This window comes from Rhizobium sp. AN80A (assembly GCF_030053015.1).
GTDB lineage: Bacteria > Pseudomonadota > Alphaproteobacteria > Rhizobiales > Rhizobiaceae > Rhizobium > Rhizobium metallidurans.
Window position 1 is genome coordinate 2,227,120 of record NZ_JASJPX010000003.1, and the last position, 25,002, is coordinate 2,252,121.

The window sequence follows — 25,002 nt, forward strand, 5'->3', positions numbered from 1 at the left end:
ACTACATCTGCATCTTGGTCACTTCGAGGAAGGCGGAAACGACCTTATCTCGAATGGCAATGGCGGTCTGAAGGGTCTGTTGCGCCTGCATCACGGCATCGACGACTTCGCGCGTCGTCGCTGTACCGTTGATGCCCTGGAACGACATGTTTTCCGCGCCCTTGATGGAATTGACGGCGTTGGTGGCCGCATTGCCAAGGACGGATGCGAAGCTGGCGTCGTTGGTGGCGCTCTGCGCCGACGACGAGGCCTGGGATTTGCCGAGATCGACGCCGCTGAGATCGCGCGTGATCGACAGGGAGCTGAGGCTGTTTATGGCGTTAATCATTATTGGCTCTTCAGAAGGTCGATCGTCGACGAAACGAGATCGCGCGTTTGCTTGATAACCTGCAGGTTGGCGTCATAGGAGCGGTTGGCCTCGCGCATGTCGGCCATCTCGACCAGCATGTTGACGTTGGGCAACTTCACCACGCCCCTGGCGTCGGCCGCCGGGTTGTTCGGATCGTATTCGGTGCTGAACTTCGATTCGTCGACGCCGAGCTTCTTGACGCCGACCGTCGCCAAGCCGTTGGCGCGATCCATGGCCTCGCCGAAGGTGATGGTCTTGCGACGATAAGGATCGGAGCCGGGCGTATCACCCGTCGAGCGGGAGTTGGCGATGTTTTCGGAGACGATGCGAAGACGCGTCGATTGCGCCTCGAGGCCCGAAGATGCGATTTTGGAAGCGGCTGACAAAGGATCCATGATATTAGCTCTTCACCGTCATAAGCATCATTCGATTGAAAGACCCCACCAGCGAGGTGTTCAGCTCGTACTGGCGCTTGATTTCGCCGGACTTGGAGAGCTCCTTGGCCAGACCGACCGTATTGCCCGATTCCTGCACACCCATTTCCTGATTCAACTCGGCATCCCTGACGTTGATGTCGTTCTTGGTGTTCAGATTGTTGCCGCTCAGATGCGCGGCATTGGTGCGCGCCATCGTGATGTCCGAACGGTCGAGAACGGCCTGAAAAGGGGTAATGTCCTGGGCGCGATACTTTGGCGTGTTCGCGTTCGCGATGTTGCCGGCAACGACTTCCTGACGAATGGTCAGCCATTCCGCCTGCCGCGAGGCCAAGTCGAACAGTTGAATCGGTTGCATGGAACTCTCCTTCTTACTGAGCCGAACCTAGGCGGGTAATCTTGCGTCAGACTTACGGAGAATGCGTTCTTGCTCCATAAGAGCAGGCTTGGATCGCGCGGGACGAAAAAGGCTCCACCGCAGCGCGGAGGAGCCTTGAAAAACTGGGCTTGGGCGCAGCCGACGCGTCAGTAGACCTCGCCCTTGGAGGTTACGATGACCCACTTTCCGTCGCGCTGTTCCAATGCGGCAAGACGACTTTCATCCGGCAGGATGGAACCGATGCGAACAACGTACATGCCGGAAGTGGCCTCGATCAACGCTCTGCCGTTGGCGACATACAGGAGGCGGAAAGGGGACTTTCCGGGCAAAGGCTGATCTTCAAGCGGAGCGCCCCGGTCGTCCTCCTTGCCGATCGACGAAACCGTCGCCGTCGTCAACGGGTCGACGGGAATGTCGGGCTTGGTTTCCGGAGGGTTCTTATTGGCCATCGCCAGCGGCGAAACGCTGAAAACGTTGCGCGCGGGCCAGTCCGGCAGATCGCGCGTGCGGTCGCCCGCGGCGACATCGATGCCGAACTTGCTTTCGTTGAAGAACACGTACCACGGAAAGATCGCCGATGCGCCGGCGAGCAGCAGGCCGATGATCGTCAGCGCGCGATCGTTGAAGGTCGATCTGCGACCGCCCTGCGGCGCCAGCGGGGGAATCTTTTCGTCGTCGTCGAAATCGGTCACGTGGTTTCTTTCCATCTTCTAGCTCGGCTATCTGCGTACGTTCGGCTGATTGCCGATACCGGCCGCCGCCTTCAAGGCTCCCGCCAGATCGGCAAAGGAATCGGGGGATGGCGGATCGCCCGGCGATTGCTTCAGTACGTCGTAAATGATCGGCACCTGCTTGACCGCCATGTCCAGATCGGGATCGGCGCCCTGCCGATAACCACCGATCAGGCGAAGGTCGCGGGTCTCCTCGTAGCGGTGAACCAGCGCCTTGAGGCGCGAGACAAGCTTCTCCTGGTCCGGCGTCCACGCCTTGCGCGCCAGACGCGAGATCGACGCGAGCGGATCGATGGGGGGATAGCGTCCCTCGTCGGCGAGACTGCGCTGGAGAACGAGGTGGCCGTCGAGAATGCCGCGGGTGGAGTCGGCGATCGGATCGTTGTGATTGTCGCCGTCGACCAGGATCGAGATGATCGCCGTGATGGTGCCGGTTCCCTCGGGGCCGGGGCCGGCGCGTTCGAGAAGGCGCGGCAACTCGGTGAACACGGATGCCGGATAGCCGCGCGCGATCGGCGGCTCGCCCGAGGCGGTCGCGACTTCGCGGATGGCATGGGCAAAGCGCGTCACGCTATCGACGATCAGGAGCACGTTGTCGCCCTGGTCGCGGAAATGCTCGGCGATGGTGATCGCGGTCAGCGGCGCCATCTTGCGCAACATCGGGCTTTCATCGCTGGTCGCAACGACGACGACGGATTTCTGCATGTCGGCGCCGAGCGTGTCCTCGATGAATTCGCGCACCTCGCGACCACGTTCGCCGACAAGCGCGATCACGACCTTGTCGAAGGCCGCAGCGCGCGCGAGCATCGACAGCAGCGTGGATTTGCCGACGCCGGAGCCCGCGAAGATGCCGAGGCGCTGGCCGAGACAAAGCGGAGAGAAGATGTCGATGGCGCGGACACCGGTCTTGAAGCCCTTTTCGACACGCTGACGGGTCATCGACGGTGGCGCGGTGTTGGAGATCGACCGACGCTTCAGCCCCTCGACGATCGGGCCGTTGCCATCGATCGGCTCGCAGAGCGAACTGATGGTTCGCCCGCACCAGCTGTCCGACGGCGCGATGCGGAAGGCGCCCTTGCGGATGACGGTATCGTGAATCCCGATCGGTTCGCCGGGCTCGATAGGGCATACATAGGCAAGATCCGGCTCGACGCGCACGACTTCGCCGAGATGCACACCGGTCGGCGACCTGTGCGCGACGAACTCGCCCAGGCGGAGATGGCGCGAAAGACCGGTGACCGTGTAGTGGCCGGTCGCGATCGTCTGCACATGGCCGCCCGGCGCGATCATGAAATCGGGCTTGGCATAGCGTGCGGCAAGCGCCTCGAGATGGGTGAGCTTCGGAGAGAGAGCCGCCTCGGTCAGCAATTCGTTACCCATGGATCAAACCTTCCGCTTAGCGGCTGCCGCCAAGGGTCCTGATGGCTTCGCCGAAGGAGGATTCACTGTCCTTGGTGAGCGAGGTCATGCTTTCGAACGCACGATTGACCTCGATCAGCTGGGTGATTTCGCGCATGGCGTTGACGTTGGAGTTTTCGAGATAGCCCTGCCGGACGCCGACGTTGAAGCGGTCGGTGACCGCTACCGGTGCCTGCGTGGGCATGATGCCGCTGTTTTCGTAGCGCAGGTAACCCTTCGAGATATCCGCTTCGAATAGCCCCAGCGAACCGACCTGCCGGTCGTTCTGGTAGATCATGCCGTCGGCGCCGACCTTCGGCTCTCCGGCGGTCTTGTCGAGTATGATGGGCGCGCCGCCGGCGTCGAGCACCGAATATCCGCGCACGGACACCAGCTCCCCGGTGTCGGTCAGCGTGAAGCGGCCGTCCTTGGTCAGAACCTTGCCGGCAGGAGTATTGAGCGAGAACCACGCATCGCCCCTGATCGCGAAATCAAGCATGTTGCCGGTCTGGTTCATTTCGCCACTCTCGGCCGACAGGTAGTCGTTGCCCTGGGAAACGTATGCGATCTTCGCGTTGATCTTGTTCTCTGTCTCGCCGATCAGCTGATTGAACTTGACCTCGGTGCCACGAAATCCCGTCGTGTTCACGTTCGCCAGGTTGTCCGCGATCGTGTCGAGGCGACGCATAAGTGCCATCTGCGACGACAGCGAAACATAGAGACCGGATTGCATCGGGATAGGCTCCTGGCATTGGCGATGAACGTTACGAAACCCGGGTGTTGTGGTGTGTTGGACCCCGATTCCGCTGAGGCGGCATCTCAGACATGGGCATGGTGGCCCACTCGTCAGCAACAGACTGTCACCAAATCCTTGCGCGAAGCTGGCATCCGGAAAGCCTGGAAAGAAGCTTGATGCGCAAGGCCAGGATCAGCCTCACGCAAGCCAGCGATCCTATCCCTTCGGTTGAAAAGGAAGTTCAGGCTGGACTGACGATGAATATCATTATCGGGTTTGTCATTATCTGCGGCTGTATCATCGGCAGCTTCATGGCGAATACGGCCGCAAGACGATCTCGGCTTACGCACGTCCTTCAATCGACGCGGTCGAGCAAGACATGATGAACCCCGGTGGTGAGAACAAGGCGGCCTGACGGACATGAACGCGCAACTTCAAAAACCCCTCATGGACGATGCACTGCTCGCGAAGCTGACGGGCAGGCTGGGCGACAAGGCAACGGTGGAGAAACTCTGCGCGGCGTTCGGCGACGTCTACCGCGTCTTTCTTCCTGACGTCATCAAGAGCGAGACAAACCTCGACGTGCAGGTCAATTATCTCGGCTGTCAGGCGGGCTACAAGCATGACCTGGTCGCCGATCTCGGCGACAGCATCACCCTCGTCGACGGATCGCTTCGCAACTGGTCGCAGGATATCACGCTTTCCTGCGGCAACGGCTTCATCATCACGCTGATGGAACACCTGCTTGGCGCGTCGCCCGAGACCGTCGAACAGCCTGCCGATCGCCAGCTCTCGATCATCGAACTGGAACTTGCCGTCACGGTCTTCGAGAAGATCGCCAACGTATTGCGTTCCGCCGTCAACGCGCCGGGTGGTTTCGAGCCCATGCTCGAGGCGCCTCACGCAGCCGAGACCCGGCCCAAGGCGCCGGACGACAAGCCGGACGAATTCGCGGCCGCGATCAACATGTCGATCACGCTCTCGGGGATTACATCGGAGTTCTCGCTCATCGCTCCCCAGGCGGCGCTGCTGAAGACGACCGTCGTTGCCCCGCGCGCGAAGAATGCATCAGCCAACTCGTCGGAGTGGACGGAACAGATCAGCGAACAGGTTCGCCGTTCGCAGGTAACGCTAGAAGCAAAGATCCGCCTTCAGGAGCTGACGCTGCGCACCATCTCCAAGCTCGCGGCCGGCGACGTCATTCCTTTCCTCGACAGCGGTGATGTCCGCGTCGATGTCAGTGCCAACAGCAAAGAGCTTTACGTGTGTGAGTTTGGACGCTCGGGCGAGAATTATACCGTCAGGGTGAAGGATACGATCAACTCGGATGACGACCTCATCCGCTACTTAATGAATTAACGCATTTCGGCCCCTGACCCCCAAGGCAGGTTGAGGCAAGTTTCAACTGGAATAGTGATTTCATGGCGACGAAAAAAACAAAGAGCACCGATCTCGAGCAACCAGGCAACGAAGCCGAGCTTGATCAGGCTATCGATGATCTGCGTGGCGTTTTGAAAACCGACGCGGAAGGCGGCATGCCCGATTTCGGCGGCGATGATCTCGACGCGTTTGGCGGCGGTACCGATCTGTCGGCATTCGGCGGCGATCTCGATGCCGGTACGGACACGGATTTCGGCGGCGGTGATTTCGGCGGCACGTCGGACTTCGGCGGCGTTTCCGATTTTGGCGACACCTCGGCGAGCCCCGGTGTCGCGGCCCCGCTCGGCAGCGCGATGCAGTCGAACATGGATCTGATCATGGACATCCCGATCGATGTCCAGATCATGCTCGGCAGCAGCCGTATGCAGGTATCCGGCCTGATGAATCTCAACGAGGGCGCGACGATCGCCCTCGACAAGAAGATCGGCGAGCCGGTCGAAATCATGGTGAACGGCCGCAAGATCGCGCGCGGCGAGATCACCGTTCTTGAAAATGACGACACGCGCTTTGGCGTGAAACTGATAGAAGTTTTAGGTACTAAGAAAGCCTGATCCCGCTGTAGGGACGGAGAGGTTAGACCATGATGGACTTTGACGATTTCGGCGGCGCTCTTGCCGAGAAACCGTTGACCCAGGCTGAGAAAGCAGCGGCCGTTCTCCTCGCGATGGGGAAAGGGGTCGCTGGCAGACTGTTGAAGTATTTCACGCAGGCCGAACTGCAGACGATCATCGGATCTGCGCAGGCCTTGCGCGCGATCCCGCCGGACGAACTGCTCGGCCTCGTGGCCGAGTTCGAGGATCTGTTCACCGAAGGCGCCGGTCTCATGGACAACGCCAAGGCGATCGAAAGCATCCTTGAAGAAGGGTTGACGCCCGACGAAGTCGACAGCCTGCTTGGCCGTCGCACGGCGTTCCAGGCCTATGAAACCTCGATCTGGGACCGGCTGGGCGAAGGCGATCCCGCCTTCATCGGCAAGTTCCTGCTGCGCGAACACCCGCAGACGGTTGCCTACATCCTGTCCATGATGCCCTCCTCCTTCGGCGCCAAGGTGCTGATGCAGATCCCGGACGGCCGGCGCGCCGACATCATGAACCGTACCGTCAACCTGAAATCCGTCAGCCCGAAGGCCGCGCAGATCATCGAGAAGCAGGTGATGACGCTGCTCGCCGAGATCGACGCCGAGAAGAATTCGATCGGCTCGACGAAGGTTGCCGAACTGATGAACGAGATGGAAAAGCCGCAGGTCGATACCTTGCTGACATCGCTCGAATCGATCAGCCGCAGAATCGGTCAACAAGGTCCGTCCGAAGATCTTCCTGTTCGAAGACATGCTGGTCATGCCGCAGCGCAGCCGCGTGATGCTGCTGAACGACATTTCCGCGGACATCCTGACCATGGCGCTGCGTGGCGCGTCGTCGGAGATGAAGGAATCCGTTCTGGCCTCGATCAGTCCGCGTCAGCGCCGCATGATCGAATCCGACCTGCAGAGCGGCACGACGGGTATCAACCCGCGCGAAATCGCGATCGCCCGCCGCGCCATCGCCCAGGAAGCGATTCGCCTGGCCAATTCCGGCCAGATCCAGCTCAAGGAAGGCGAAGCCGAGGGCGCGGCCGCGGCCTAAGCCGCTGTTGCTGTGTACAGATAGACCCGAGACGAACGCCGCGATTGATCACGGCAGCCGCGGGGACTACAAAAGCAAAGGTCGCGCGCTGGCGCGGCCTTTTTTTTTGAGTAGGAGTCGCGACCGTGGCGGACGACGACAAGGACAGTAAAACAGAAGACCCTACCGCGAAAAAGCAAAGCGACGCGGCAGAAAAAGGCAATACACCGTTCTCGCGCGAACTGCCCCTCTTCGCGACGGTTCTCGCCACCTACATCTACCTGATCTTCTTCCTGCCGGACGGCCTGATCACCGCCGGCGCATCCCTCAAGGATATTTTCGAGCAGCCGGATCAGTGGAAGCTCAACACCGGGACCGACGTATTGTCGCTCTTCGTCCATCTCGGCTGGGTCAGTGCGCAGCTGCTCGCGCCCGCGATGATCCTCATCATGACCTTCGGCGTCGTCGCTTCGATCGGACAGACCCTGCCCGTGCCGGTGCTCGAGCGCATAAGGCCGCAGTGGTCGCGCATCTCGCCGGCTCAGGGATGGTCGCGGCTGTTCAGCATGCAGGGCCTCATCGAGTTCGCCAAATCGCTGACCAAGATCGTGATCGTCGGTATCGTGGTGGTGCTGCTCTTGCGGAGCGATTACTTCGGGGCGATCGACGCGATGTTTTCCGATCCGCAGACGATTTTCTCCCGCATGATGTCGAGCATGCGGAAGATCACGCTGGTGGTGCTCATCGCGACCGCGCTCGTGGCGGTCGTCGACTTCTTCTGGACCCGCTATCACTGGTTCACCGAACTGAAGATGTCGCCGCAGGAAATCAAGGAAGAAAACAAGCAATCGCAGGGCGACCCCTTCGTGAAGGGCCGGCAACGCGCGCTGATGCGCGACCGGGCAAGACGCCGCATGATCGCCAACGTGCCGCGCGCGACCATGGTGATCGCCAACCCGACCCACTTTGCCGTTGCCTTGCGCTATGTGCGCGAGGAAAACGACGCGCCTATCGTCGTCGCCAAGGGCCAGGACCTAATTGCTTTGAAAATCAGAGAGATCGCCGAGACGAACGGAATACCGGTTTTCGAAGATCCGCCGCTTGCGCGCTCCATGTTTGCGCAAGTCTCGGTGGATAGTGTCATCCCGTCAGTATTCTACAAGGCCGTCGCGGAGCTCATTCATCGGGTGTACGCGGCGCAGGCCCAGAACAACCGGGTAAGATAAACGAATGAAGAAATGCCCCTACTCTGCCCAGCGCGAGAAGATTCTCGCCGAAGCGCTCAGCCCCGTCGCGACCGAATTGCGGCTGCTGGATGCTTCGGACCTGATTTCGATCCTGCGATTTGAGTATTACGGCAATCTTTCGGACCTCGTTTCCTCCGCCGCCGAGATGTTCTTTCATCCGGCTACCGTCAACTTCGGCCATGGCGGCAGCTATACGCTCGAGTGGGGCGGCAAGCCGGAGGTCGTCATCGACCTGGAAATCAAGCCGCGCGGCGTGACCATCTACGCGCAGCTGACGCTTGCCGACGAGCATGCGGGTATCGAGATCAACCACATCGCCTTCGAGAACCCTTCGTCGAACCCGCACGAAAATACGGCGTTTCTCGAGCACAGCCTCAACCAGGCGCGCTACAACGTGCCGCCGCTTCAGGCGCTCGCGAGCTGATTATCCAACAAGAAGCACAGGTCAGCTGATGTAGCCGAGCCGGATCGCCTTGGCGATCGCCTGGATGCGATTGACCGAATCGAGCTTGATCGTCGCCGAACCGAGATAGGCGTTGACGGTGTGCACCGACAGGCCCAGCTTGTCGGCGATTTCCTCACTGATACGGCCGTCACCGGCGAGCTGCAGGCAGGCGATCTCGCGTTCGCTGAGCGCTTCGGCGGCGGCGACCCGCCGCTCGTCGAGCGACAGCAGGTCGATCATCACCTGGCAGGCGCGACCGTGCAATTCGACGACCATGTCGTTCGGCGGATCGAGGTCATCGCCCGTAAAGACGACGAAGCCGTTGCCGATCGCGCCGAGGCGGACGGGAAAAGCAAGCCCGGAGAACGGCACGAGACCATCGGGCAGCCGCACCACGAATGGCGCCATGCCGATGGCGCCGGGGAAGCTGCGATCGTGGCTGCCGGCCCAGGCCAGCGGCAACAGCGATTTCTCCACGTGCTCGATCAGCGCGTCGCCATAGGCATCGACAAAGCTCTTGTGCAGCGCGGCATTGGCAGAACCCCAGTTCTCCAGCTCGCAGATCAGGCGCTGCTTGGCCGGCAGGCCGGAGCCCGACATGCGATAGACAGCGAAGTTCTGCGCGTCGGCCAGCTTCTGCATGGCGACCAGGCGAGGAAATAGATCAGATCGGCTGCTGACCCTGCTGGCGCGCGCCGAGCGCCCGGCAGTGTCTGCGTTGCTGATCGAGCGGCCCGATGCGTATCCCATGAGCGCGTCCCCTTACACCAGATTGTTTCTGACCGCGAAAGCGATGGCTTCGGAACGCGTCTTCGTCGCTGTTTTGCGCATGACGCTGGTGATGTAGTTGTTGATGGTGTTGCGCGATATGCCGAGGATCATCGCGATTTCGTCGCTGGTCTTGCCTTCGGCGATCCAGAAGAGACATTCGAGTTCGCGATCGGTCAGTTCGAAATCGCGATCCGTCTTCGTGCCGCTATATTGCAGCAGGCTCGTGTAATAGGCGGTGAGCAGACCGACATCCCTCAGGCGCTCCTGCGAGAGAATGAAGCCGTCGTCGAACAGGAACATCAGCGCAAGGCGCGAACGCCCGATATTGAACATCAGCGAGCAATATTGACGGCTGGCGCCATCGGGAACATCGGCCGTTTCAGGCAGGACGGCGAAGTGCGGCTGGAACAGCTGCATGCACTTCTCAAGCTCGGTGGCACGACCGAAACCGCCCACGAACGCCTCGGCGAGATTGGTGACGAGATCGAAGGGCCAGTCGGACGAAACCACGAAATCGAGGCCTGCTTCCTGCAGCAGATCGGCGCGCGCCAGGAGATAGTGCGAAGCCCCCACATAGTCGGTCAGGATGCGCAAACCAGGCTGCAACCTTCCCGTGCCCGCTATCTCACAAAGCTGGGCGATGAGTTCCGAGCGCGACGACAGGTTGGCCGTGGCAATCCCGACGAAGTTTCCTGTCCTCGTCTCGCTCTTGAGAGCTTGCAAAATATGCATGTCCATTGGCAATTCCTGAGGCTGAGAACCTATCACGAAAAAAGCTTGATCACGTCTGTCAGCAAAGAAATGCACCTTCTCCGCGAATCATCCAAGGGTACGCAAACAGATGCAAATCACCATCTCCGAGTTCTGGGGATTTACTTTGTCCGCAAACTGTGCGCTGATTCGCACAAGGAAATCATCTCTTAGAAGTTATAGTAAGCTAAGATGATTCGAGGGCCTATTGCAATACGATTCGCGTCAAACGCGAGTCATGCACTGATTTCGTGCGTGCGATGTGTGCAAAAGAAAAAGGGCCGGTTTCCCGGCCCTTGTCTTACGCGGCGTTGTCGACCGCCCATTTCCTGAGGATTTTCGCTGCGCGTTCCTCGTTGATCTCGACCATGCGGGCGAGCTTGCGCTCCGGCCCTTCCTTGACGCGGCGGTTGAAGCTGCCGTCGTCGTCGCCGAGGCTGAGGAGATCTTCCGTGCTGTCGAAGCCGAAGTCGGAGCCGAAGCCGTCCATGAGGGCTCCGCCGCCGGCATCGCCCGCCGGGGCGAAATCCGGAAGCTCGAGGCCGGCGCTTTCGAGCGAGGTGTCGCCGGCGATCGCCGTACCGCCGCCGGTCATGCTGCGGACCATCGGACGGACACCCATCCAGATGACAAGGAAGGCGACGACCACAAAGGCAAGCGAGTTGATGATGCCGGCCAGATTGCGGCTCAGCATGTCCATGATGCGGATGCCCGAACCGGTTTCCTCCAGAAGCTGGTTTTCGAGGAAGTCCATCGCCGTGACCGTGACGACGTCTCCGCGGGCGGTGTTGGCGCCGGCCGCCGAGGCGACGATCTTCTGCATTTCAGCGAGATAGGCGTCGATCTTGGCCTGGTCTGCGGGTTCGCCGACCATCTTGGCGATGCGACCCTTGTTGACCACAACGGCAATCGAGAGCTTTTCGACCTTGTAGCTGTTGCGCGTGGTCGCCGTGGTCTTGCTGTTGATCTCGTAGTTGGTCTGCTCGTCCCTCTTGTCGGACTTATCCTGCGAGTCCGGGCCGTTTGAGCCACCGGTCGGGGGGAGCGGCCTGCGGAACGTTCTGCTGAACGGTCGTGGCGTTGTCGTTTGATTTCTGCTGCGACTGCGACGCTTCCTTCGTCGAGCGGACGGAGCGTTCGACCTTGGATTCCGGATCGTAGACGGTTTCCTGGATCTGCTGGGCATCCGTATTGAGATCGGCGGTAACGCTGGAGCGGAAGTTGTCCATGCCCAGGAACGGGGAAAGCGCCTTGTCGATGTTCGCTTCCATCTCGGACTGAACGTTCTGGACGATGCCGAGCGAGCGATTGAAGTTGCCGTTGGTGGCGTCGTCGCCCGAGGCGAGCAGCTGTCCGGCGGAATCGAGAACGGTCACGTCAGCGACATCAAGCCCCGGCACGGCCGAGGCGACGAGGTGACGGATGGAGGTTGCGCGGCGCGGCCGGTCGAGGCACTCGCTCGAAGCATGACGGATGCCGTCGGCTTCTGCTCGGCCCGGCGGAAGTTGCCGACCTCCGGCATGACGATGTGGACGCGTGCCGCCGATACGCCCGAGATGGATTGGATCGTGCGGCCAATCTCACCCTCCAGCGCGCGGACGCGGGTGACTTCCTGCATGAAGGAAGTGAGGCCGAGCGAGCCGACCTTGTCGAAGAGTTCGTAGCCGGCGTTGTTGCTGTTCGGCAGACCCTTTTCGGCGAGCAGCAGGCGCGACTTGCCGGTCATGCCGGCCGGCACGGTGATGCTCGCGCCGTCTGCACCAACCTGAAATGCAATGTTAGCCTCGGCGAGCGCGATGCTGATCTGGTTCAGATCGGACGATTCGAGCCCGACATAGAGCGTTTCTTGAGCAGGCTTGTTGACGAGTAGAGCGGCGCCGAGAATGAGCGCCACGGAAACAACCCCGACGCCGGCCAATGCCAGCAGGCGATTCCGCCCAAGGGAACTAAAGTTCCTAACAACCTGAAGTAATTGATTTAACAGATTCATTCTGTTCTCGCACGATCTTTACAGACAAAGCAGGCCTATCGCCTAATTTGACCTATAGAAGCCGAAACTTGTGCGAGCGTTTCGTATTGACGTGTAAGTAAGAGGGCCGGCTAGAAGAAATCGAAGTCGCCGGCAGCCTTGTTGAGCGGCTTGGAATGGCCGTGGCGCATGCCGCCACCACCCAGCGCACGCTGCATTTCGCTGAGCTTCACAAGGCTGAGCGCGGTAGCGACGTCGACCATCCAGTCATTGGAGATCTCGCCCGTTATCGTGTCGATGAATTCGGCGATACCGCGCGCCTTCTGCACGGCAAGGTCGATCCCCTGCAAGACCTTCATGCTTTCCGGTGCGTTCAGCAGATTTTCTCCACCGATCTCCAGAAGCTGGGGTTCGATGCGCTCAATCAGATAGGCGACATCGTGCAGTTCGGACACAACCCGCATCAGGATATCGGGCAGCGCTTCGACCGGCGACGGGTGATCGGCCTGTGCATTCACGTTCATTGGGACCTCGGCTCAGAAGAATTCGATACTGGTTTCAACTGGCTTCTGCGGAGCAACCGGACGCTGCTCGAGCGCGACGGTCTTCTGTGTTTCGGCACCGGTGAGCGGATACTGCCGAGCGCGGCCGGAGACCGGCCAGAACTCGAGCTTGCGTCCGTGATCGCCGCCGGTGCTGGAACCGACGATGGGGATGCCCTCATCCTTCAGAAACTGCGTGGCAAAAGCGGCATTCTGCTCCCCGACATTCGAGAATGTCGAGATCGTCTTCGCTCCTCCGAAGATCTTGGCTTCCAGGCGGTCGCGACGCGCGCCCTGCTTCAGGAGACCGTTGATCAGCAGTTCCATGAGATGCACGCCATAGCGCGTCGCGTCTCCCCCGTCATGGGCGTCGTGGCATTGCCCGGCAGAAGGAAGTGGTTCATCCCCCCCACGCCGGCCACGGGATCCCGTAGGCATGCAGCCACGCACGAGCCAAGTATGGTCGTCAGAACCGCGTTCGGATCATTCAGGACCTTCCATTCGCCCTGAATGATATGAACACGGCGGGCCGCAACCTCGGTCGTCATTTCAGCGCTCCAAATACGGCTTCGATCGCCGCCTTCATCTTTTCGATGGTGAAGGGCTTGGCCAGAACGTTGTTCGCTCCGAGCGCGGCCGCCTTGGTCACCAGCGCGCGGTCGCCCTGCGCGGTCAGGATGATAAAGGCCGCCTTCTTGGTCGTCGGATTGCTGCGCACCGCCTGCAGCAGGCCCAGGCCATCCATCTTCGGCATGTTGAAGTCGGAGATGACGAGGTGGTGCGGCTGCTGGGCCATGATCTTCATGCCCTGTTCACCGTCGCCTGCCGACGTGATCTGCTTGAAGCCGAGCTGGGTCAACGCATCGCTGAGCAGCAGGCGGCTGGTGACCTGATCGTCGACGATCAGAACTTTGATTTTTTCCGCGAGTGACATTAGTCAGTTCCTTCCTTTCGGGCGGTCATCTTTAAAATTTCTTCGCCAATAGCATTGAGTGGCAACTGTTGTTCGACAGCGCCGAGTTCGAAGGCTACCCTCGGCATCCCGTAGACCACCGAGGTCTTTTCGTTCTGTCCAAGGGTACGTGCGCCTGCATGGCGCATTTTCAGGAGACCGGCGGCGCCGTCGCGCCCCATGCCGGTCAGGATCACGCCGACAGCATTGCGACCCGCAAGCTCGGCGACGGAATCAAAGAGAACGTCGACCGAGGGCCGATGCCCATTGACGGGCTCGCGTTCCAGAAGGCGGCAGCAGGGCGCCGATGCATTGACCACCTGCAGGTGCCGTTCACCGCCGGGCGCCAGGTAGATCTTGCCGATTTCGAGGCGCGCGCCATCCGTCGCTTCCTGCACGACCGGCGCGCAGAGGCGGTTCAGTCGCTCCGCGAAGCTCTTGGTGAAGGTCGACGGCATGTGCTGCGTGATGACGGTTGGCGGGCAGTTGGCCGGGAATTTCTGCAGCACGGCAATCAGCGCTTCCACGCCGCCGGTCGACGAACCGATCGCGACAACCTTGCGACCGACACGATAATCGGCAACCGCCGGCGGCGGCGCGACGGGCTGCGGCGCCATGACCGGGCGGCGCTGCGAGCGGGCGGCGGCCTTCACCTTTTCGGCGAGGTCGGCGAACGGACGAACATCACCCGGCTGCGGCTTGCTGACGCAATCGAACGCGCCGATCTCCAGCGCCGCCAGGGTCGCGTTGGTGCCGCGATGGGTCAGCGTCGACACCATGATCACAGGCATCGGGCGAAGACGCATGATCTTTTCGAGGAAATCGAGCCCGTTCATGTTCGGCATCTCGATATCGAGCGTCACGACATCGGGATTGAGCTTCTTGATCGCCTCGCGCGCTTCCATGGCATCACCCGCCTGGCCGATGACGTCGACCTCAGGATCGGATTGCAGCACGGCGGTGATGAGACCGCGCATGGTCGGAGAATCGTCAACAACGAGAACGCGTGCCGCCATGCTCATCCCCTCCTCCCAAGGCCCTTGGTCGTATACCGGTACGTGGTGATGCCGATATTGTCGAAGACATGCTTGGAATCGCCGGATACGCGTTCGGAATGGCCGATATAGAGATGGCCGCCCTCGGGCAGGAGCTCGGCGAAGCGCGACCAGATCTTCATCTGCGTCGGCTCGTCGAAATAGATCACGACGTTGCGGCAGAAGATGACGTCGAACTTGCCCTTGAACGGCCACTGGGCCATCAGGTTCAGCTCGTTATAGGTGATGAGCCGCTTGACGCGATCATCGACCTGGAACTTGCGCCGGCCATCGACATTGACTTCGCTGAACCACTGCTTGCGCATCGCGGGCGACACGGTTTCGAGCGCGTTTTCGTCGTAGGCCCCGGCACGGGCAATGGCGAGGATCTTCGGATCGATGTCGGTCGCCAGGATCTTGAAATCGTAGTCGGCGATATTCGGCATCATCGACAGCACGGTCAGCGCGATCGAATAGGGCTCCTGGCCGTCGGACGAGGCAGCCGACCAGATGCGCACGCGACCGCCCGACTTGGCACGCTGCAGGAGCTCCGGCAGAACGTGGTCGCGCAGATGCTCGAAATGGTGGTTCTCGCGGAAGAAGCGCGTGAAATTGGTGGTCAGATGCGACAGCATTTCGCGACGCGGCGCCGCGCCCGCCGGCGAAGATACCAACGAACAGTATTCCCGGAAGCCTGACAGGCCGAGATTGCGAATGTGCTTGGAAAGACGCGAATAGACCAGCGATGCCTTGGTCTCGTTGAGGAAGATGCCCGCATCCGAGTAGATCATCGCGGCGATCTCCGTGAGGTCGCGGCGCGTCAACGGGTATTCGCCGCTCGCCAGAACCTCATCGGGGCTCCCCGGTCTTACATCTTTGGCACTCAAGACACTCATGCAGCTTCGCTTTCCGCGTCAGGGAATATGGCTTCAAGTTCCAACAGGCAGATCAGACGTTTTTCGATCGCCATGATCCCGCGCGCGAACTGACGCTGCAGTTCGGACGCGATCTCTGGAGTTGGCTGTACGTTGTCTTCACTAACAGTCAGTATATCCGACACCGCATCTACGAGCAGACCGACCACTTTTCGGTGAACTTGCGCCACAATAATCACATGGCGCTGCGTCGGCTCGGTCGGCTTCATGCCGAGACGGGCAGAGAGATCGATGATCGGCAGCACCGCGCCACGCAGGTTGATGACCCCTTTCATGTAGGAAGGCGAGTGCGGCATGGCCATTGCTGGCGTCCAACCGCGGATCTCGCGAACCGACATGACATTGACGCAAAACTCCTGATCGCCGACGCGGAACGCGATCAGCTCGCGGTCCCCTTCGTTCAGACTTTTCACGGTGTAGGACATGGTTTAACCCGCCGCCGCCAAGGATACTTCCTGTCTCAGCGCCTGGCCGCGCGAGGCGCCCACGACTGCGTCGACATCGAGAATGAGGGCTACGCGACCGTCGCCCAGGATGGTTGCCGCGGCGATGCCGGGAACGTGGGTGTAGTTCGCCTCGAGGCTCTTGATGACGACCTGACGCTGACCCTGGATCGCATCGACCATCAGCGCGCGCTGACCGCCGCCTTCGGATTCGACGAGCAGGGCGACACCTTCGACCGGATTGGCCTGGGTGGCGCGGAAGTTCAGGATGCGACCGACATCGACCAGCGGGCAGAAGGAGTTGCGGATCGAGATCAGGCGATGATTGGCGCCGAAGGAATGGATGGCCGAAGCCTCCGGCTGCAGCGTTTCGACGATCGCGGTCAGCGGAACGACGAGCGTCTGGCCGGCGACCGTGACCACCATGCCGTCAAGGACGGCGAGCGTCAGCGGCAGGCTCATGGTGAAGACGGAGCCCTGGCCGGGCTTCGAGGTGATGTTGATGCGGCCGCCGAGCGCCTGGATCGAGCGCTTGACGACGTCCATGCCGACGCCGCGACCGGAAATGTCGGAGATCTTGTCGGCCGTGGAGAAGCCCGGCGCGAAGATCAGGTTGTCGATTTCCTCGTCCGTCAGGTTGGCGTCCGGCGAGATCAGGTCATTGTCGATGGCCTTCTGCTTGACGCGCTCGCGGTTGATACCAGCGCCATCGTCCTGCAGCTCGATCAGGATGCGGCCCGAACGATGCTTGGCGGTGAGCTTGATCGTGCCCTCGGGATCCTTGCCGGCGGCGGTGCGCTTTTCCGGGCTTTCGATGCCGTGGTCGACGGCATTGCGGATCATGTGGGTCAGCGGTTCGGCGAGCTTGTCGATAACCGTCTTGTCGACTTCGGTGTTTTCACCTTCGGTCACGAGGCGGATCGACTTGCCGACCATGTCGGCGACTTCGCGGACGATACGCGACATGCGCTGGAAGACCGGCTTCACCGGCTGGGCGCGGATCGCCATGACCGAGATCCTGGATCTCGCGGGTGAGCTGCTGCAACTCCTCGAGGCCCATGTTGATGGAGGACGTGCCGGTCGTGTCGTTTTCGATGACGCTCTGGGAGAGCATCGCCTGGTTGATGACAAGTTCGCCGACGAGGTTGATCAGGCGATCAACGCGATCGAGATCGACGCGGATGGTCTGGCCCGCGGCGTTGGCGGCGGCATTGTTCTGGGCGCGGCAGCGGCAGCGGCAGCATTGGCGGCGGCAGCATTGGCGGCGGCAGCCGATTCCTTCTTCTCGACGCGGGCGGCGGCGGATGCGATCTGCGTCACATTCGAGGCCGTTTCCGCGGCGGCGACAGCGGCCGAGGCATCGCTTTTTTCCTGAGCCGGCGCCTCGGGGCCGTCATCCAGCGCCGAGAGGTCGAAGGGAACGGGCACCATCGGCAATTCCTCGGCCGGAGCGGCCTCGGTTTCGGCGGCGACCGCGGTAATGGTCAGATCGCAGTCCCACTCGGCGAATTCGAAGACCGTGCGGATCGCATCCTCGCCCTTGTCGGTCTTGAGCGTGATGACCCAGTAGAAATAGGCGGCTTCGGGGTCGAGCTCGTCGAGGGCCGGCAGCGCATCCATATTGCAATAGATGCTCATCTCGCCAAGGCGGCTGAGGTCGCGCAACAGCAATGTCGCGTCGTTGCCCTTGGAGTAGAGTTCGAAGCGTGGCTTGAAGGTGATCTCGAAGGTCTCGTCGTCACTGAAGTCGTCGAACGAGAACGGGATCGGCGCAAAGCCACTTTCGTCGGTCGGCTTGACGGGTGCGGCGGCAACCGGCGCGGGGGCGGCGGGCGCAGGGGCTTCGGAAGCGGCCGACGGCGATGGGAGTTCGCCGTTCGCAAGCGCTTCCAGCTCCTTGACGAGGCCACGGCTGCGGCTCTCGTCGACGCTGCCGCCATCGCGGGCGGCATTCGTCAGGTCCGCGAGCACGTCGGCCGACTTGAGCATGACCTTCAGGACATCCTGGGTCGGCTCTAGCTTGTTGGAACGAACGCAATCAAGTGTGGTCTCGAACACATGGGCGAAAGCGACAAGATCGTCCAGACCGAAGGCGCCAGCGCCGCCCTTGATCGAGTGAACGGCGCGAAATACCGCGTTGACGGTTTCCGGATCACGATCGCCATCATTCATTTTCAGAAGACCGGATTCCAGTTCCGCGAGCTGTTCCTCGCATTCCTGGAAAAAGATCTCTTTGATTTCGTTCATATCCATAAAAGAAATTCCTGAGTTTAAGCGGTTACGCGCTCAATGGCATCGATCAGCTTGGCAGGGTCGAAAGGCTTGACGATCCAGCCGGTGGCACCGGCCTGGCGTGCGCGATTCTTCTTCTCGGCATCGCTTTCGGTCGTCAGAACCAGGATCGGAATGGCACGGTACTTGTCGTTGCGGCGAACGCCTTCGATGAAGCCGAAGCCGTCCAGACGCGGCATGTTGATGTCGGTGACGATGACGTCGGGATTGGAGCTTTCCAGAACCTCGAGACCTTCGACGCCGTCTTCCGCCTGGATCGTCTCGAAGCCCGCATTGTTGAGGGTCACGAGCAGCATGTTCCGGATCGTCCGTGAATCATCCACGGTCAGCACTCTTTTCTTCATTACTTAATCTCCTTGGCGAGCAGCGGGTGAACGTCCACACCGATCAGCTGCATGGTTTTTTGAAACGCGTCCGAAACCTTGGTGAAGGTGAACGCAAGGTTGTCCTGGTCCCAGGTCTTGGCGGCGGACATCAGCACCTGCGCGCCGAGAGCGCCGACGCGCTCGACCGCGGATGCGTCGATCGACACAGCGCTGCCACGCATCGACAGGAACTTGTCGCGCAGGGCCGAGGCTTCGTTGAGGTCAATGGTCGCCGCCAGATTCAGCGTCTTCCCACTCTTTTTTGCTGCCATCAGACTTTCCCTATTTGCTGATTGGCGCCCAGCGAATGTGAGCCGCCGTCATTCTTCATTGCTTCAGTATGCATTTCGCCCACCTCCGAGACTTGCGAGCGGAGGGCCGAAATCGAAAGCCGCGTCGTTTTCCTCGACAGCCCACCGGGCGGGCTGCACATCGACGGCGCGAGCGGGCCTGATATCAGCCTGCTCGGCACGACCGCGGGCAATGCGGAACTCGCGGACCGTGCGGCCAAGCTCGACGATGACGGTGTGGAGATCGTCGGCGCCATCGGCCGAATGCGATGCGGCGCCGGCGCTTTCGGCGACGCGCGCGCCAAGGCCCTTGACGTCGGTGGTGACCGCGTCGAGCACGGAAGCGTTGTCGCTGGTCTGGCTGGCGACCGAGGCGATGGCGGCATTGATATCGGTGACCTGGCGCACGATGCTGCCGATCGAATCCTGCGTGCGGCCGACCATCTGCACGCCTGCGTCCACCTGCGACTTGGTGGTGGTGACCAGCGTCTTGATCTCGCGGGCGGCGTCGGCGGAGCGTTGCGCCAGAGCGCGCACTTCCTGCGCCACGACCGCGAAGCCACGGCCGGAATCACCGGCGCGCGCGGCCTCGATGCCGGCGTTGAGCGCCAGGAGGTTGGTCTGGAAGGCGATTTCGTCGATTGCACCGATGATCTGGCCGATGCGCTCAGCGGATTGCTCGATATCGGCCATGGCGGAGATGGCACGGCCGACGACCTCGCCGCTTGCTTCGGCCGCCGCGCGCGTCGATGCCGCGGCATCTTCGGCCGCACGGCTGCCCGCGGCGCTGCGGCGCACGTTTTCGGACAGATCGGCGAGTGTCGCGGCGGAAGCCAGCAGCCGCTCGGCATGACCCGAGGCGTGGCCGGAAAGGTCGCGGGCGGACTGGCCGAGCACCTGCACCGATGCCTCGGCCTTCAAGGTACGCTCGCTGATCGCGCCGAATTCGGCCTGAAGCGCTTCAAGCGCGCCGTTCAACGCCAGGGCGACATCATTGTGCGGGCCATCCTCGGTGACGACGGCGCGGGCCGTCAGGTCGCGGGCGGCGAGACCTTCGATGACATCCGAAAAGACGCGCGCAACCTCGGCCCTGTCGCTGTTTCGCTGATCGGCGATCTGGCGCTGCTGGGCGGCACGCAACGCGTTGAAGCGCAGCGACACGGCAATCTCGACATCGACCATGACAAGGCGGATGAGCGCGGTCATGAGATCGGCGATTTCGCGTTTGCGACGCTTGACGCTGGGCAGGAAGGAAGAGCCGGCGAGCTCATCGGCAAGGCCGGCAACGATATGCTCGAGGACGACGCCGTGGCCGGCGACATGCCAGCGAGGGTCCAGTCCCATCTTGCTTTCGGAATCGGACAGGACCTTGACGCGCTCGGCGTAGAGGCTGTCGAAGCGCGCATCGGTCAGCACATCCCAGTGCGACGTCTGCAGATCATGGAGCCGATCAACCTGACGCTCGCTCTCGAAATTGCGGGCGGCATCGGGGAACGACTGGAAACGCTGGAAGAGATCGCGAAGGCCCGAAGTCAGGTGCTGCTGGAGCGCCGGGCGGTAGCGCCGCACCATCTCGCACTGCTCGGCATCGAGGCCGGCAAAGCGCAGGCGGTCACGCAGGCTGCCCGCCTGTGCTCCACGATCCTGATCCGATGGCATGTTCTGCCGCAACGCCTGTCCCCAACCAATGCCCGGGCACGCGGCCCGAAGAGAACTCAAGCCTCCAGACACCAACACACATGCGACCGGGCCTGACGCGGGCTAACGCCAGCGTTCGGACCTGTGCCGAGCAGTGCGGACTATCGTAGAGCTACCTGAGAGATCGATACCGGATTGAGCCGGTACGGCGGTTCGGCGTCATGCCTGCTAGGAACGCTAAAATTTTCCCATTCCGACGTGTAGTGCAATGTTTATGGTTAATTCCTTGCCTGAAGGTTAATACCGATTTTATGAATGTCGGCTTTCGGAGCAACGCGAATAACCATCTATGAAATACTGGTGTAGCGTTGCGCCGCTGCTACAAGTTCGAAGCAAGCTTCGTGCTATATCCCCCGCAAATCACGACATGACGTCATAGGGATTGAGCAATGATTGTTCTGGGTTTGGGTGCATGTTTTCTTGCCGTGGCTGTTCTCACGGCCGTCGCACTTCTCGACCGTATTGAAGCGGGCCGCATCGCCATGCCTGTGCGGGTGCTTTGAATTCCCGTCATAAAACGACAGCAATGAACGTGTTTAACCATTAAGCCGGCGAAGCGTTTACGCATCGGCCGGCGACGATTTTTTTAGCATACGGAAGTCAGACGAATGTCCCCACGCCTCGGTATTCTCATCATTATCGGCGTGACGCTTTGGCGCGTCGTCACATTGGGCTTCGACAACACCGACCTGTTCGTCGACGGATCTCAATACTGGTTCTGGTCGCAGAACTTCGACTTCGGCTTCTTCTCGAAGCCACCGATGATCGCCTGGGTGATCCGCGCGGTGACCGAGCTTTCGGGATCGAGCGCGATCTTCTGGATCAGGGTCTCCGGTCCGCTCGTTCACATGGCGACCGCGCTTGTCCTGATGATGATCGCGAAACGCTTCGTCAGCCGCGATATCGTGGGCTGGATCGGGGTTACCTATATCACCCTGCCCGGCGTCGCCCTGTCTTCCGTCTTCTTCTCGACCGACGTCATCCTCCTGTTCTTCCTGGCGGTCGCTCTGTTTGCCTATTTCGGCCTGACGAAGCAGCGTTCGATCGGCCTGGCGCTCCTGATGGGCGTGGCCTTCGGCTGCGCTTTCCTGTCGAAATACGCGATCCTTTTCGTCGTTCCCGGCGGCCTGATCGCATTGCTGCTTCTGCCGATGGCGCGGATCGGCTGGCGCGACTTCTTCATTTCGGTCGCGGCCGCGATCGTTGTGGCGGCGCCGAACGTCTGGTGGAACGTCACCCATGACGGCACGACGATCAAGCACACCACGAGCATCGCCCGCTGGGGCGAGATGAGCCTCAACTTCGGACAGGGAATCGAGTTCTTCGCCGCGCAGTTCGGCGTCGTCGGGCCAATCGTGTTCTTCGCGATGCTCTGGGCGGTCTACCGTGTCCTGAAGGGGCAAGGCAGCGCGATCGAGAAACTGCTCATCTGGCTTTCGGTTCCGGTCGTGCTCCTGATCACGCTCCAGGCGCTGATCGGCAAGGCCTATGCCAACTGGGCCGTGACCGCCTATGTCGCCGGCACGATCCTGGCCGTCTGGCTGCTGCATCGCGTCTGGCCCAAGGGACTGCGCGTGTCTTTCGCCATCAACGGCACCGCCAGCCTGCTGTTTCCGCTTGCCGCCATCTTCGCGAACCAGCTAGTGCTGCCGAACGGCACCGAAGTGATGAAGCGCTATCTCGGCCGCAGCGCGGTCAGCCGCGAAGCCGCCGATCTGGCGCGTCAGGCGGGTACCGGAATCCTCGTCAGCGACAACCGCGACATGCTGGCGGACATGTATTACACGCTCAGAGACGAACCGCTGAAGATTTACGCGCGGCCGCCGGCGGGGGCACCCGACAACTACTATGAGCAGACCTTCGCCTTGCCCGCCGATGTCAGCGAAGACGTGCTGTTCGTGACCACACAGCCCTTCGATTGCGCCGAAACGCCACAGACCATCAAGTCGTGGCAGCCAAGCGGCGGCTATTATCGCGGAAAAGTGATCTACGCCTACAAGGCCAAGGCAAGCTGCGTGGCGGCCCGCGAATAACGTCTCATTCGGTTGCGGACTGGAGGCAGATGCAGGTGCCCTTGCCTTCGACCTCGATGAAGGCAACGCCCCCGTTTTCAAAGGCCAAGCGCAGTTGCGCCTCCGTCGCGCGATGCAGTTCGTGGTGCATTCCCTCGTAGTCGCGGATCGTGCTGCGGGAGACGGCGGCATGATCGGCGAGGTCGACCTGCGTCCAGTCCAGCAACCCCCTGGCAGCGCGGCATAAAGCGGGAGTTAGAATTGTTTCTTTCGCGCCTTGACCCATAATGTCAAACCACCCATATTGGTTGATATAAGCCATATATGTCATAATTAAAACGGAATTTCCAGCCGGGAGAATACGGATGCCAGAAGCGACACCTTTGATTTCCACGATTGTCGGGGGTCTTGTGCTCGCGTTCATCCTCGGTGCCCTGGCTAACCGGCTGAAGATGCCGCCTCTGGTCGGCTATCTCATTGCCGGCGTTCTCGTTGGGCCATACACGCCCGGCTACGTGGCGGACCAGAACCTCGCGCCCGAGCTCGCCGAGATCGGCGTCATCCTCCTGATGTTCGGTGTCGGCCTGCACTTTTCGCTCAAGGATCTTCTGTCGGTGCGCGGCATCGCGGTACCGGGCGCGATCGTGCAGATCGGTTTCGCCACCCTGCTCGGCTGGGGACTGGGCGCGATGATGGGATGGTCAACGGGCGGAAGCCTCGTCTTCGGCCTCGCTCTTTCCGTCGCGTCGACCGTCGTGCTCCTGAAGGCATTGCAGGAGCGGCGGCTGATCGAGACGGAACGCGGCAAGATCGCGGTCGGCTGGCTGATCGTTGAAGACCTTGCCATGGTGCTCGCGCTCGTCCTCATCCCGGCGGCGGCCAGCATCGGCAGCGAACAGGGGACCGTCGAGCCCTTGTCGGCTGCGATCAACCGTATATTCGGCCTGGACATGGGCATCGGCGGCATCATCGGCATGACGCTGGTCAAGGTGGCGCTCTTCGTCGGCGTGATGCTGGTCTTTGGTCGGCGTCTCATTCCGTGGACGATGCACCGCATCGCCCACACCGGTTCCCGCGAACTGTTCCGCCTCGGCGTCCTGGCGATCGCGCTTGGCGTCGCCTTCGGCGCAGCCAAGCTGTTCGGCGTCTCGATCGCGCTCGGCGCCTTCTTCGCCGGCATGGTTCTGGCCGAAAGCGAGCTCAGCCATCGGGCGGCGCAGGAAAGTCTGCCGCTGCGCGACGCCTTCGCGGTTCTGTTCTTCGTTTCGGTCGGCATGCTGTTCGATCCGAACATCCTGGTCGAACAGCCGATCCCGCTGCTGGCCACCGTCTTCATCATCGTCATCGGCAAGTCGCTGGCCGCCTTCCTCATCGTGCTGCTGTTCCGCAAGCCGGTGGGCACCGCGTTGACGATTTCGGCCAGCCTGGGCCAGATCGGTGAATTCTCCTTCATTCTCGCGGCACTCGGCGTGGCGCTCGGACTGCTGCCGGAAGAAGGCCGCGACCTGATCCTCGCCGGCGCCATCATCTCGATCATCCTCAACCCGTTGCTCTTCTACGTCTGCGACAAAATTCGGCCGCTGCTGGAGGCGAAGCGCGAGGAGCATCACGCCGAGCCAACGACCGCGGAAGCCGCGAGCGAAGCGACGGAAGAGCCCCTGATCGTTCAGGACGAGGTGCATGCGACCAAGCTTTCGGGCCACGCCATCCTCGTCGGCTATGGCCGGGTCGGCAGCATCGTCGGGCAGAACCTGAAATCCTCCGGCACGCCCTTCGTCGTCATCGAAGATTCAGACAACCGGATCACCGCGCTTCGCGAGCAGGGTATCGAGGTGGTCAGCGGCAACGCCGTGACGCGCGAAGTGCTCGATCTCGCCAATCTCCAGGGCGCACGAAGCCTGGTCATCGCCATTCCCAACGCTTTCGAGGCATGCCGCGTGGCCGAGCAGGGCCGTGCGGTCAATCCCGGCGTGCTGATCGTGGCGCGCGCGCATTCCGACGCCGAGGTCGAAGAGCTGAAGCAATACGGCGCGGACACGGTGATCATGGGCGAACGCGAAATCGCCATGGGCATGCTTGACCGGCTATCCCAAGTGCATCATGACAGTGCACCCTATGAAGTCGAGACCGAGGCTGGTATAAGCGCGGCTGAGGAAACGCCTTCCCCAGAGAAACAATGAGAGAACTTT

26 protein-coding genes and 4 pseudogenes are annotated in these 25,002 nt (G+C 61.3%); 8 read left to right on the plus strand and 22 right to left on the minus strand.

The genetic code is table 11. From position 1 onward, the window contains the following. Position 1: 1 nt before the first annotated feature. The 6 genes from P3R82_RS22560 to flgF form a co-directional block, all read right to left on the minus strand. Entirely contained in the window at positions 2 to 328 is a 327-nt protein-coding gene (locus tag P3R82_RS22560) for a flagellar hook-basal body complex protein FliE (protein ID WP_283195412.1), read from the minus strand. Then, positions 328 to 744 carry a flagellar basal body rod protein FlgC gene (gene flgC, locus P3R82_RS22565; protein WP_183900249.1) on the minus strand — a complete coding sequence of 139 codons (417 nt, stop codon included), beginning with the start codon at positions 742 to 744 and terminating at the stop codon, positions 328 to 330. Before flgC ends, P3R82_RS22560 begins: the two co-directional genes overlap by 1 nt. Positions 745 to 748: 4 nt before the next feature. After that, positions 749 to 1,141, minus strand: coding sequence for a flagellar basal body rod protein FlgB (gene flgB, locus P3R82_RS22570; RefSeq protein WP_283195413.1), 393 nt, complete (start codon positions 1,139 to 1,141; stop codon positions 749 to 751). Positions 1,142 to 1,308: 167 nt separating this feature from the next. Beyond that, on the minus strand, positions 1,309 to 1,854 hold the full coding sequence (locus tag P3R82_RS22575; protein ID WP_183900247.1) for a flagellar protein: 546 nt from the start codon (positions 1,852 to 1,854) through the stop codon (positions 1,309 to 1,311). Positions 1,855 to 1,881: 27 nt separating this feature from the next. Then, the gene (gene fliI / locus P3R82_RS22580; RefSeq protein ID WP_183900246.1) at positions 1,882 to 3,273 is read right to left on the minus strand and encodes a flagellar protein export ATPase FliI; all 1,392 of its coding nucleotides are present in this window, start codon (positions 3,271 to 3,273) and stop codon (positions 1,882 to 1,884) included. A 16-nt stretch (positions 3,274 to 3,289) separates the two neighbouring features. Further along, positions 3,290 to 4,024 (minus strand): flagellar basal-body rod protein FlgF, encoded by a 735-nt coding sequence (flgF, locus tag P3R82_RS22585; RefSeq protein ID WP_283195414.1) that lies wholly within the window; start codon positions 4,022 to 4,024, stop codon positions 3,290 to 3,292. A 92-nt stretch (positions 4,025 to 4,116) separates the two neighbouring features. Between flgF and P3R82_RS22590 the strand changes: the two genes are divergently transcribed. From P3R82_RS22590 to P3R82_RS22615, 6 genes and pseudogenes are all read left to right on the plus strand, one after another. Then, the gene (locus P3R82_RS22590) at positions 4,117 to 4,410 is read left to right on the plus strand and encodes a hypothetical protein (RefSeq protein WP_283195415.1); all 294 of its coding nucleotides are present in this window, start codon (positions 4,117 to 4,119) and stop codon (positions 4,408 to 4,410) included. A 37-nt stretch (positions 4,411 to 4,447) separates the two neighbouring features. Further along, positions 4,448 to 5,386 (plus strand): FliM/FliN family flagellar motor switch protein, encoded by a 939-nt coding sequence (locus tag P3R82_RS22595; RefSeq protein ID WP_283195416.1) that lies wholly within the window; start codon positions 4,448 to 4,450, stop codon positions 5,384 to 5,386. Positions 5,387 to 5,448: 62 nt separating this feature from the next. After that, the gene (gene fliN / locus P3R82_RS22600; protein WP_283195417.1) at positions 5,449 to 6,018 is read left to right on the plus strand and encodes a flagellar motor switch protein FliN; all 570 of its coding nucleotides are present in this window, start codon (positions 5,449 to 5,451) and stop codon (positions 6,016 to 6,018) included. Between the two features lie 29 nt (positions 6,019 to 6,047). After that, positions 6,048 to 7,089: pseudogene (gene fliG, locus P3R82_RS22605) on the plus strand (flagellar motor switch protein FliG). 125 nt (positions 7,090 to 7,214) lie between these two features. After that, positions 7,215 to 8,294 (plus strand): flagellar biosynthesis protein FlhB, encoded by a 1,080-nt coding sequence (flhB, locus tag P3R82_RS22610; protein WP_283195418.1) that lies wholly within the window; start codon positions 7,215 to 7,217, stop codon positions 8,292 to 8,294. 4 nt (positions 8,295 to 8,298) lie between these two features. After that, on the plus strand, positions 8,299 to 8,739 hold the full coding sequence (locus P3R82_RS22615; RefSeq protein WP_283195419.1) for a hypothetical protein: 441 nt from the start codon (positions 8,299 to 8,301) through the stop codon (positions 8,737 to 8,739). Positions 8,740 to 8,760: 21 nt separating this feature from the next. On the opposite strand, the gene P3R82_RS22620 is transcribed toward P3R82_RS22615, so the two are convergent. The 15 genes and pseudogenes from P3R82_RS22620 to P3R82_RS22690 form a co-directional block, all read right to left on the minus strand. Beyond that, positions 8,761 to 9,510: a helix-turn-helix transcriptional regulator gene (locus tag P3R82_RS22620; RefSeq protein WP_283195420.1), complete on the minus strand. Its 750-nt coding sequence runs from the start codon at positions 9,508 to 9,510 to the stop codon at positions 8,761 to 8,763. Positions 9,511 to 9,522: 12 nt separating this feature from the next. Continuing rightward, the gene (locus P3R82_RS22625) at positions 9,523 to 10,269 is read right to left on the minus strand and encodes a helix-turn-helix transcriptional regulator (protein ID WP_283195421.1); all 747 of its coding nucleotides are present in this window, start codon (positions 10,267 to 10,269) and stop codon (positions 9,523 to 9,525) included. Between the two features lie 313 nt (positions 10,270 to 10,582). Next, positions 10,583 to 11,467 carry a flagellar M-ring protein FliF C-terminal domain-containing protein gene (locus tag P3R82_RS22630; protein ID WP_349294077.1) on the minus strand — a complete coding sequence of 295 codons (885 nt, stop codon included), beginning with the start codon at positions 11,465 to 11,467 and terminating at the stop codon, positions 10,583 to 10,585. After that, positions 11,388 to 11,681: pseudogene (locus P3R82_RS30315) on the minus strand (flagellar M-ring protein FliF C-terminal domain-containing protein); the annotation flags it as partial. The gene P3R82_RS22630 and the pseudogene P3R82_RS30315, both read right to left, overlap by 80 nt. Continuing rightward, positions 11,654 to 12,175: a hypothetical protein gene (locus P3R82_RS22640; protein ID WP_283195422.1), complete on the minus strand. Its 522-nt coding sequence runs from the start codon at positions 12,173 to 12,175 to the stop codon at positions 11,654 to 11,656. The pseudogene P3R82_RS30315 and the gene P3R82_RS22640, both read right to left, overlap by 28 nt. Before the next feature lie 206 nt (positions 12,176 to 12,381). Beyond that, entirely contained in the window at positions 12,382 to 12,774 is a 393-nt protein-coding gene (locus P3R82_RS22645) for a hypothetical protein (RefSeq protein WP_283195423.1), read from the minus strand. A gap of 12 nt (positions 12,775 to 12,786) precedes the next feature. Continuing rightward, positions 12,787 to 13,340 (minus strand): annotated as a pseudogene (gene cheD / locus P3R82_RS22650) (chemoreceptor glutamine deamidase CheD). Next, complete coding sequence (locus P3R82_RS22655; RefSeq protein ID WP_183901567.1) at positions 13,337 to 13,726, minus strand: response regulator; 390 nt, start codon at positions 13,724 to 13,726, stop codon at positions 13,337 to 13,339. The pseudogene cheD and the gene P3R82_RS22655 overlap by 4 nt, the downstream one beginning before the upstream one ends. After that, complete coding sequence (gene cheB / locus P3R82_RS22660) at positions 13,726 to 14,766, minus strand: protein-glutamate O-methylesterase CheB (RefSeq protein ID WP_283195424.1); 1,041 nt, start codon at positions 14,764 to 14,766, stop codon at positions 13,726 to 13,728. Before cheB ends, P3R82_RS22655 begins: the two co-directional genes overlap by 1 nt. Next, entirely contained in the window at positions 14,763 to 15,674 is a 912-nt protein-coding gene (cheR, locus tag P3R82_RS22665; protein WP_283195425.1) for a protein-glutamate O-methyltransferase CheR, read from the minus strand. The genes cheB and cheR overlap by 4 nt, the downstream gene beginning before the upstream one ends. Further along, the gene (locus P3R82_RS22670) at positions 15,671 to 16,138 is read right to left on the minus strand and encodes a chemotaxis protein CheW (protein ID WP_183901564.1); all 468 of its coding nucleotides are present in this window, start codon (positions 16,136 to 16,138) and stop codon (positions 15,671 to 15,673) included. The genes cheR and P3R82_RS22670 overlap by 4 nt, the downstream gene beginning before the upstream one ends. 3 nt (positions 16,139 to 16,141) lie before the next feature. Next, positions 16,142 to 18,409, minus strand: a pseudogene (locus P3R82_RS22675) (chemotaxis protein CheA). A gap of 17 nt (positions 18,410 to 18,426) precedes the next feature. Next, the gene (cheY1, locus tag P3R82_RS22680) at positions 18,427 to 18,792 is read right to left on the minus strand and encodes a chemotaxis response regulator CheY1 (protein WP_183901562.1); all 366 of its coding nucleotides are present in this window, start codon (positions 18,790 to 18,792) and stop codon (positions 18,427 to 18,429) included. Beyond that, complete coding sequence (locus P3R82_RS22685; RefSeq protein WP_283195426.1) at positions 18,792 to 19,085, minus strand: STAS domain-containing protein; 294 nt, start codon at positions 19,083 to 19,085, stop codon at positions 18,792 to 18,794. The genes cheY1 and P3R82_RS22685 overlap by 1 nt, the downstream gene beginning before the upstream one ends. 63 nt (positions 19,086 to 19,148) lie before the next feature. Next, positions 19,149 to 20,762 (minus strand): globin-coupled sensor protein, encoded by a 1,614-nt coding sequence (locus tag P3R82_RS22690; protein ID WP_283195427.1) that lies wholly within the window; start codon positions 20,760 to 20,762, stop codon positions 19,149 to 19,151. A gap of 647 nt (positions 20,763 to 21,409) precedes the next feature. Between P3R82_RS22690 and P3R82_RS22695 the strand changes: the two genes are divergently transcribed. After that, positions 21,410 to 22,834 (plus strand): glycosyltransferase family 39 protein, encoded by a 1,425-nt coding sequence (locus P3R82_RS22695; protein ID WP_283195428.1) that lies wholly within the window; start codon positions 21,410 to 21,412, stop codon positions 22,832 to 22,834. Between the two features lie 4 nt (positions 22,835 to 22,838). Here P3R82_RS22695 and P3R82_RS22700 read toward each other — a convergent pair whose 3' ends face one another. Next, entirely contained in the window at positions 22,839 to 23,144 is a 306-nt protein-coding gene (locus P3R82_RS22700) for a transcriptional regulator (RefSeq protein ID WP_183901558.1), read from the minus strand. 34 nt (positions 23,145 to 23,178) lie between these two features. Here P3R82_RS22700 and ybaL point away from each other — a divergent pair, with 34 nt between their 5' ends. Beyond that, on the plus strand, positions 23,179 to 24,993 hold the full coding sequence (gene ybaL / locus P3R82_RS22705; RefSeq protein ID WP_283195429.1) for a YbaL family putative K(+) efflux transporter: 1,815 nt from the start codon (positions 23,179 to 23,181) through the stop codon (positions 24,991 to 24,993). The last annotated feature ends 9 nt before the right edge of the window (positions 24,994 to 25,002 follow it).

Excerpts from the sequence above, each read along its gene's own strand:
- ybaL (WP_283195429.1), top strand. The coding sequence starts at position 23,179 with ATGCCAGAAGCGACACCTTTGATTTCCACGATTGTCGGGGGTCTTGTG.
- P3R82_RS22655 (WP_183901567.1), bottom strand. The coding sequence starts at position 13,726 with ATGTCACTCGCGGAAAAAATCAAAGTTCTGATCGTCGACGATCAGGTC.
- P3R82_RS22690 (WP_283195427.1), bottom strand. The coding sequence starts at position 20,762 with ATGCCATCGGATCAGGATCGTGGAGCACAGGCGGGCAGCCTGCGTGAC.
- P3R82_RS22685 (WP_283195426.1), bottom strand. The coding sequence starts at position 19,085 with ATGGCAGCAAAAAAGAGTGGGAAGACGCTGAATCTGGCGGCGACCATT.
- fliN (WP_283195417.1), top strand. The coding sequence starts at position 5,449 with ATGGCGACGAAAAAAACAAAGAGCACCGATCTCGAGCAACCAGGCAAC.
- fliI (WP_183900246.1), bottom strand. The coding sequence starts at position 3,273 with ATGGGTAACGAATTGCTGACCGAGGCGGCTCTCTCTCCGAAGCTCACC.
- P3R82_RS22695 (WP_283195428.1), top strand. The coding sequence starts at position 21,410 with ATGTCCCCACGCCTCGGTATTCTCATCATTATCGGCGTGACGCTTTGG.
- P3R82_RS22700 (WP_183901558.1), bottom strand. The coding sequence starts at position 23,144 with ATGACATATATGGCTTATATCAACCAATATGGGTGGTTTGACATTATG.
- P3R82_RS22615 (WP_283195419.1), top strand. The coding sequence starts at position 8,299 with ATGAAGAAATGCCCCTACTCTGCCCAGCGCGAGAAGATTCTCGCCGAA.
- flgC (WP_183900249.1), bottom strand. The coding sequence starts at position 744 with ATGGATCCTTTGTCAGCCGCTTCCAAAATCGCATCTTCGGGCCTCGAG.
- cheY1 (WP_183901562.1), bottom strand. The coding sequence starts at position 18,792 with ATGAAGAAAAGAGTGCTGACCGTGGATGATTCACGGACGATCCGGAAC.
- P3R82_RS22560 (WP_283195412.1), bottom strand. The coding sequence starts at position 328 with ATGATTAACGCCATAAACAGCCTCAGCTCCCTGTCGATCACGCGCGAT.
- cheR (WP_283195425.1), bottom strand. The coding sequence starts at position 15,674 with ATGAGTGTCTTGAGTGCCAAAGATGTAAGACCGGGGAGCCCCGATGAG.
- P3R82_RS22630 (WP_349294077.1), bottom strand. The coding sequence starts at position 11,467 with ATGCCCAGCAGATCCAGGAAACCGTCTACGATCCGGAATCCAAGGTCG.
- P3R82_RS22645 (WP_283195423.1), bottom strand. The coding sequence starts at position 12,774 with ATGAACGTGAATGCACAGGCCGATCACCCGTCGCCGGTCGAAGCGCTG.
- flgB (WP_283195413.1), bottom strand. The coding sequence starts at position 1,141 with ATGCAACCGATTCAACTGTTCGACTTGGCCTCGCGGCAGGCGGAATGG.
- P3R82_RS22590 (WP_283195415.1), top strand. The coding sequence starts at position 4,117 with ATGGGCATGGTGGCCCACTCGTCAGCAACAGACTGTCACCAAATCCTT.
- flgF (WP_283195414.1), bottom strand. The coding sequence starts at position 4,024 with ATGCAATCCGGTCTCTATGTTTCGCTGTCGTCGCAGATGGCACTTATG.
- P3R82_RS22670 (WP_183901564.1), bottom strand. The coding sequence starts at position 16,138 with ATGTCCTACACCGTGAAAAGTCTGAACGAAGGGGACCGCGAGCTGATC.
- cheB (WP_283195424.1), bottom strand. The coding sequence starts at position 14,766 with ATGAGCATGGCGGCACGCGTTCTCGTTGTTGACGATTCTCCGACCATG.
- P3R82_RS22620 (WP_283195420.1), bottom strand. The coding sequence starts at position 9,510 with ATGGGATACGCATCGGGCCGCTCGATCAGCAACGCAGACACTGCCGGG.
- P3R82_RS22595 (WP_283195416.1), top strand. The coding sequence starts at position 4,448 with ATGAACGCGCAACTTCAAAAACCCCTCATGGACGATGCACTGCTCGCG.
- P3R82_RS22625 (WP_283195421.1), bottom strand. The coding sequence starts at position 10,269 with ATGGACATGCATATTTTGCAAGCTCTCAAGAGCGAGACGAGGACAGGA.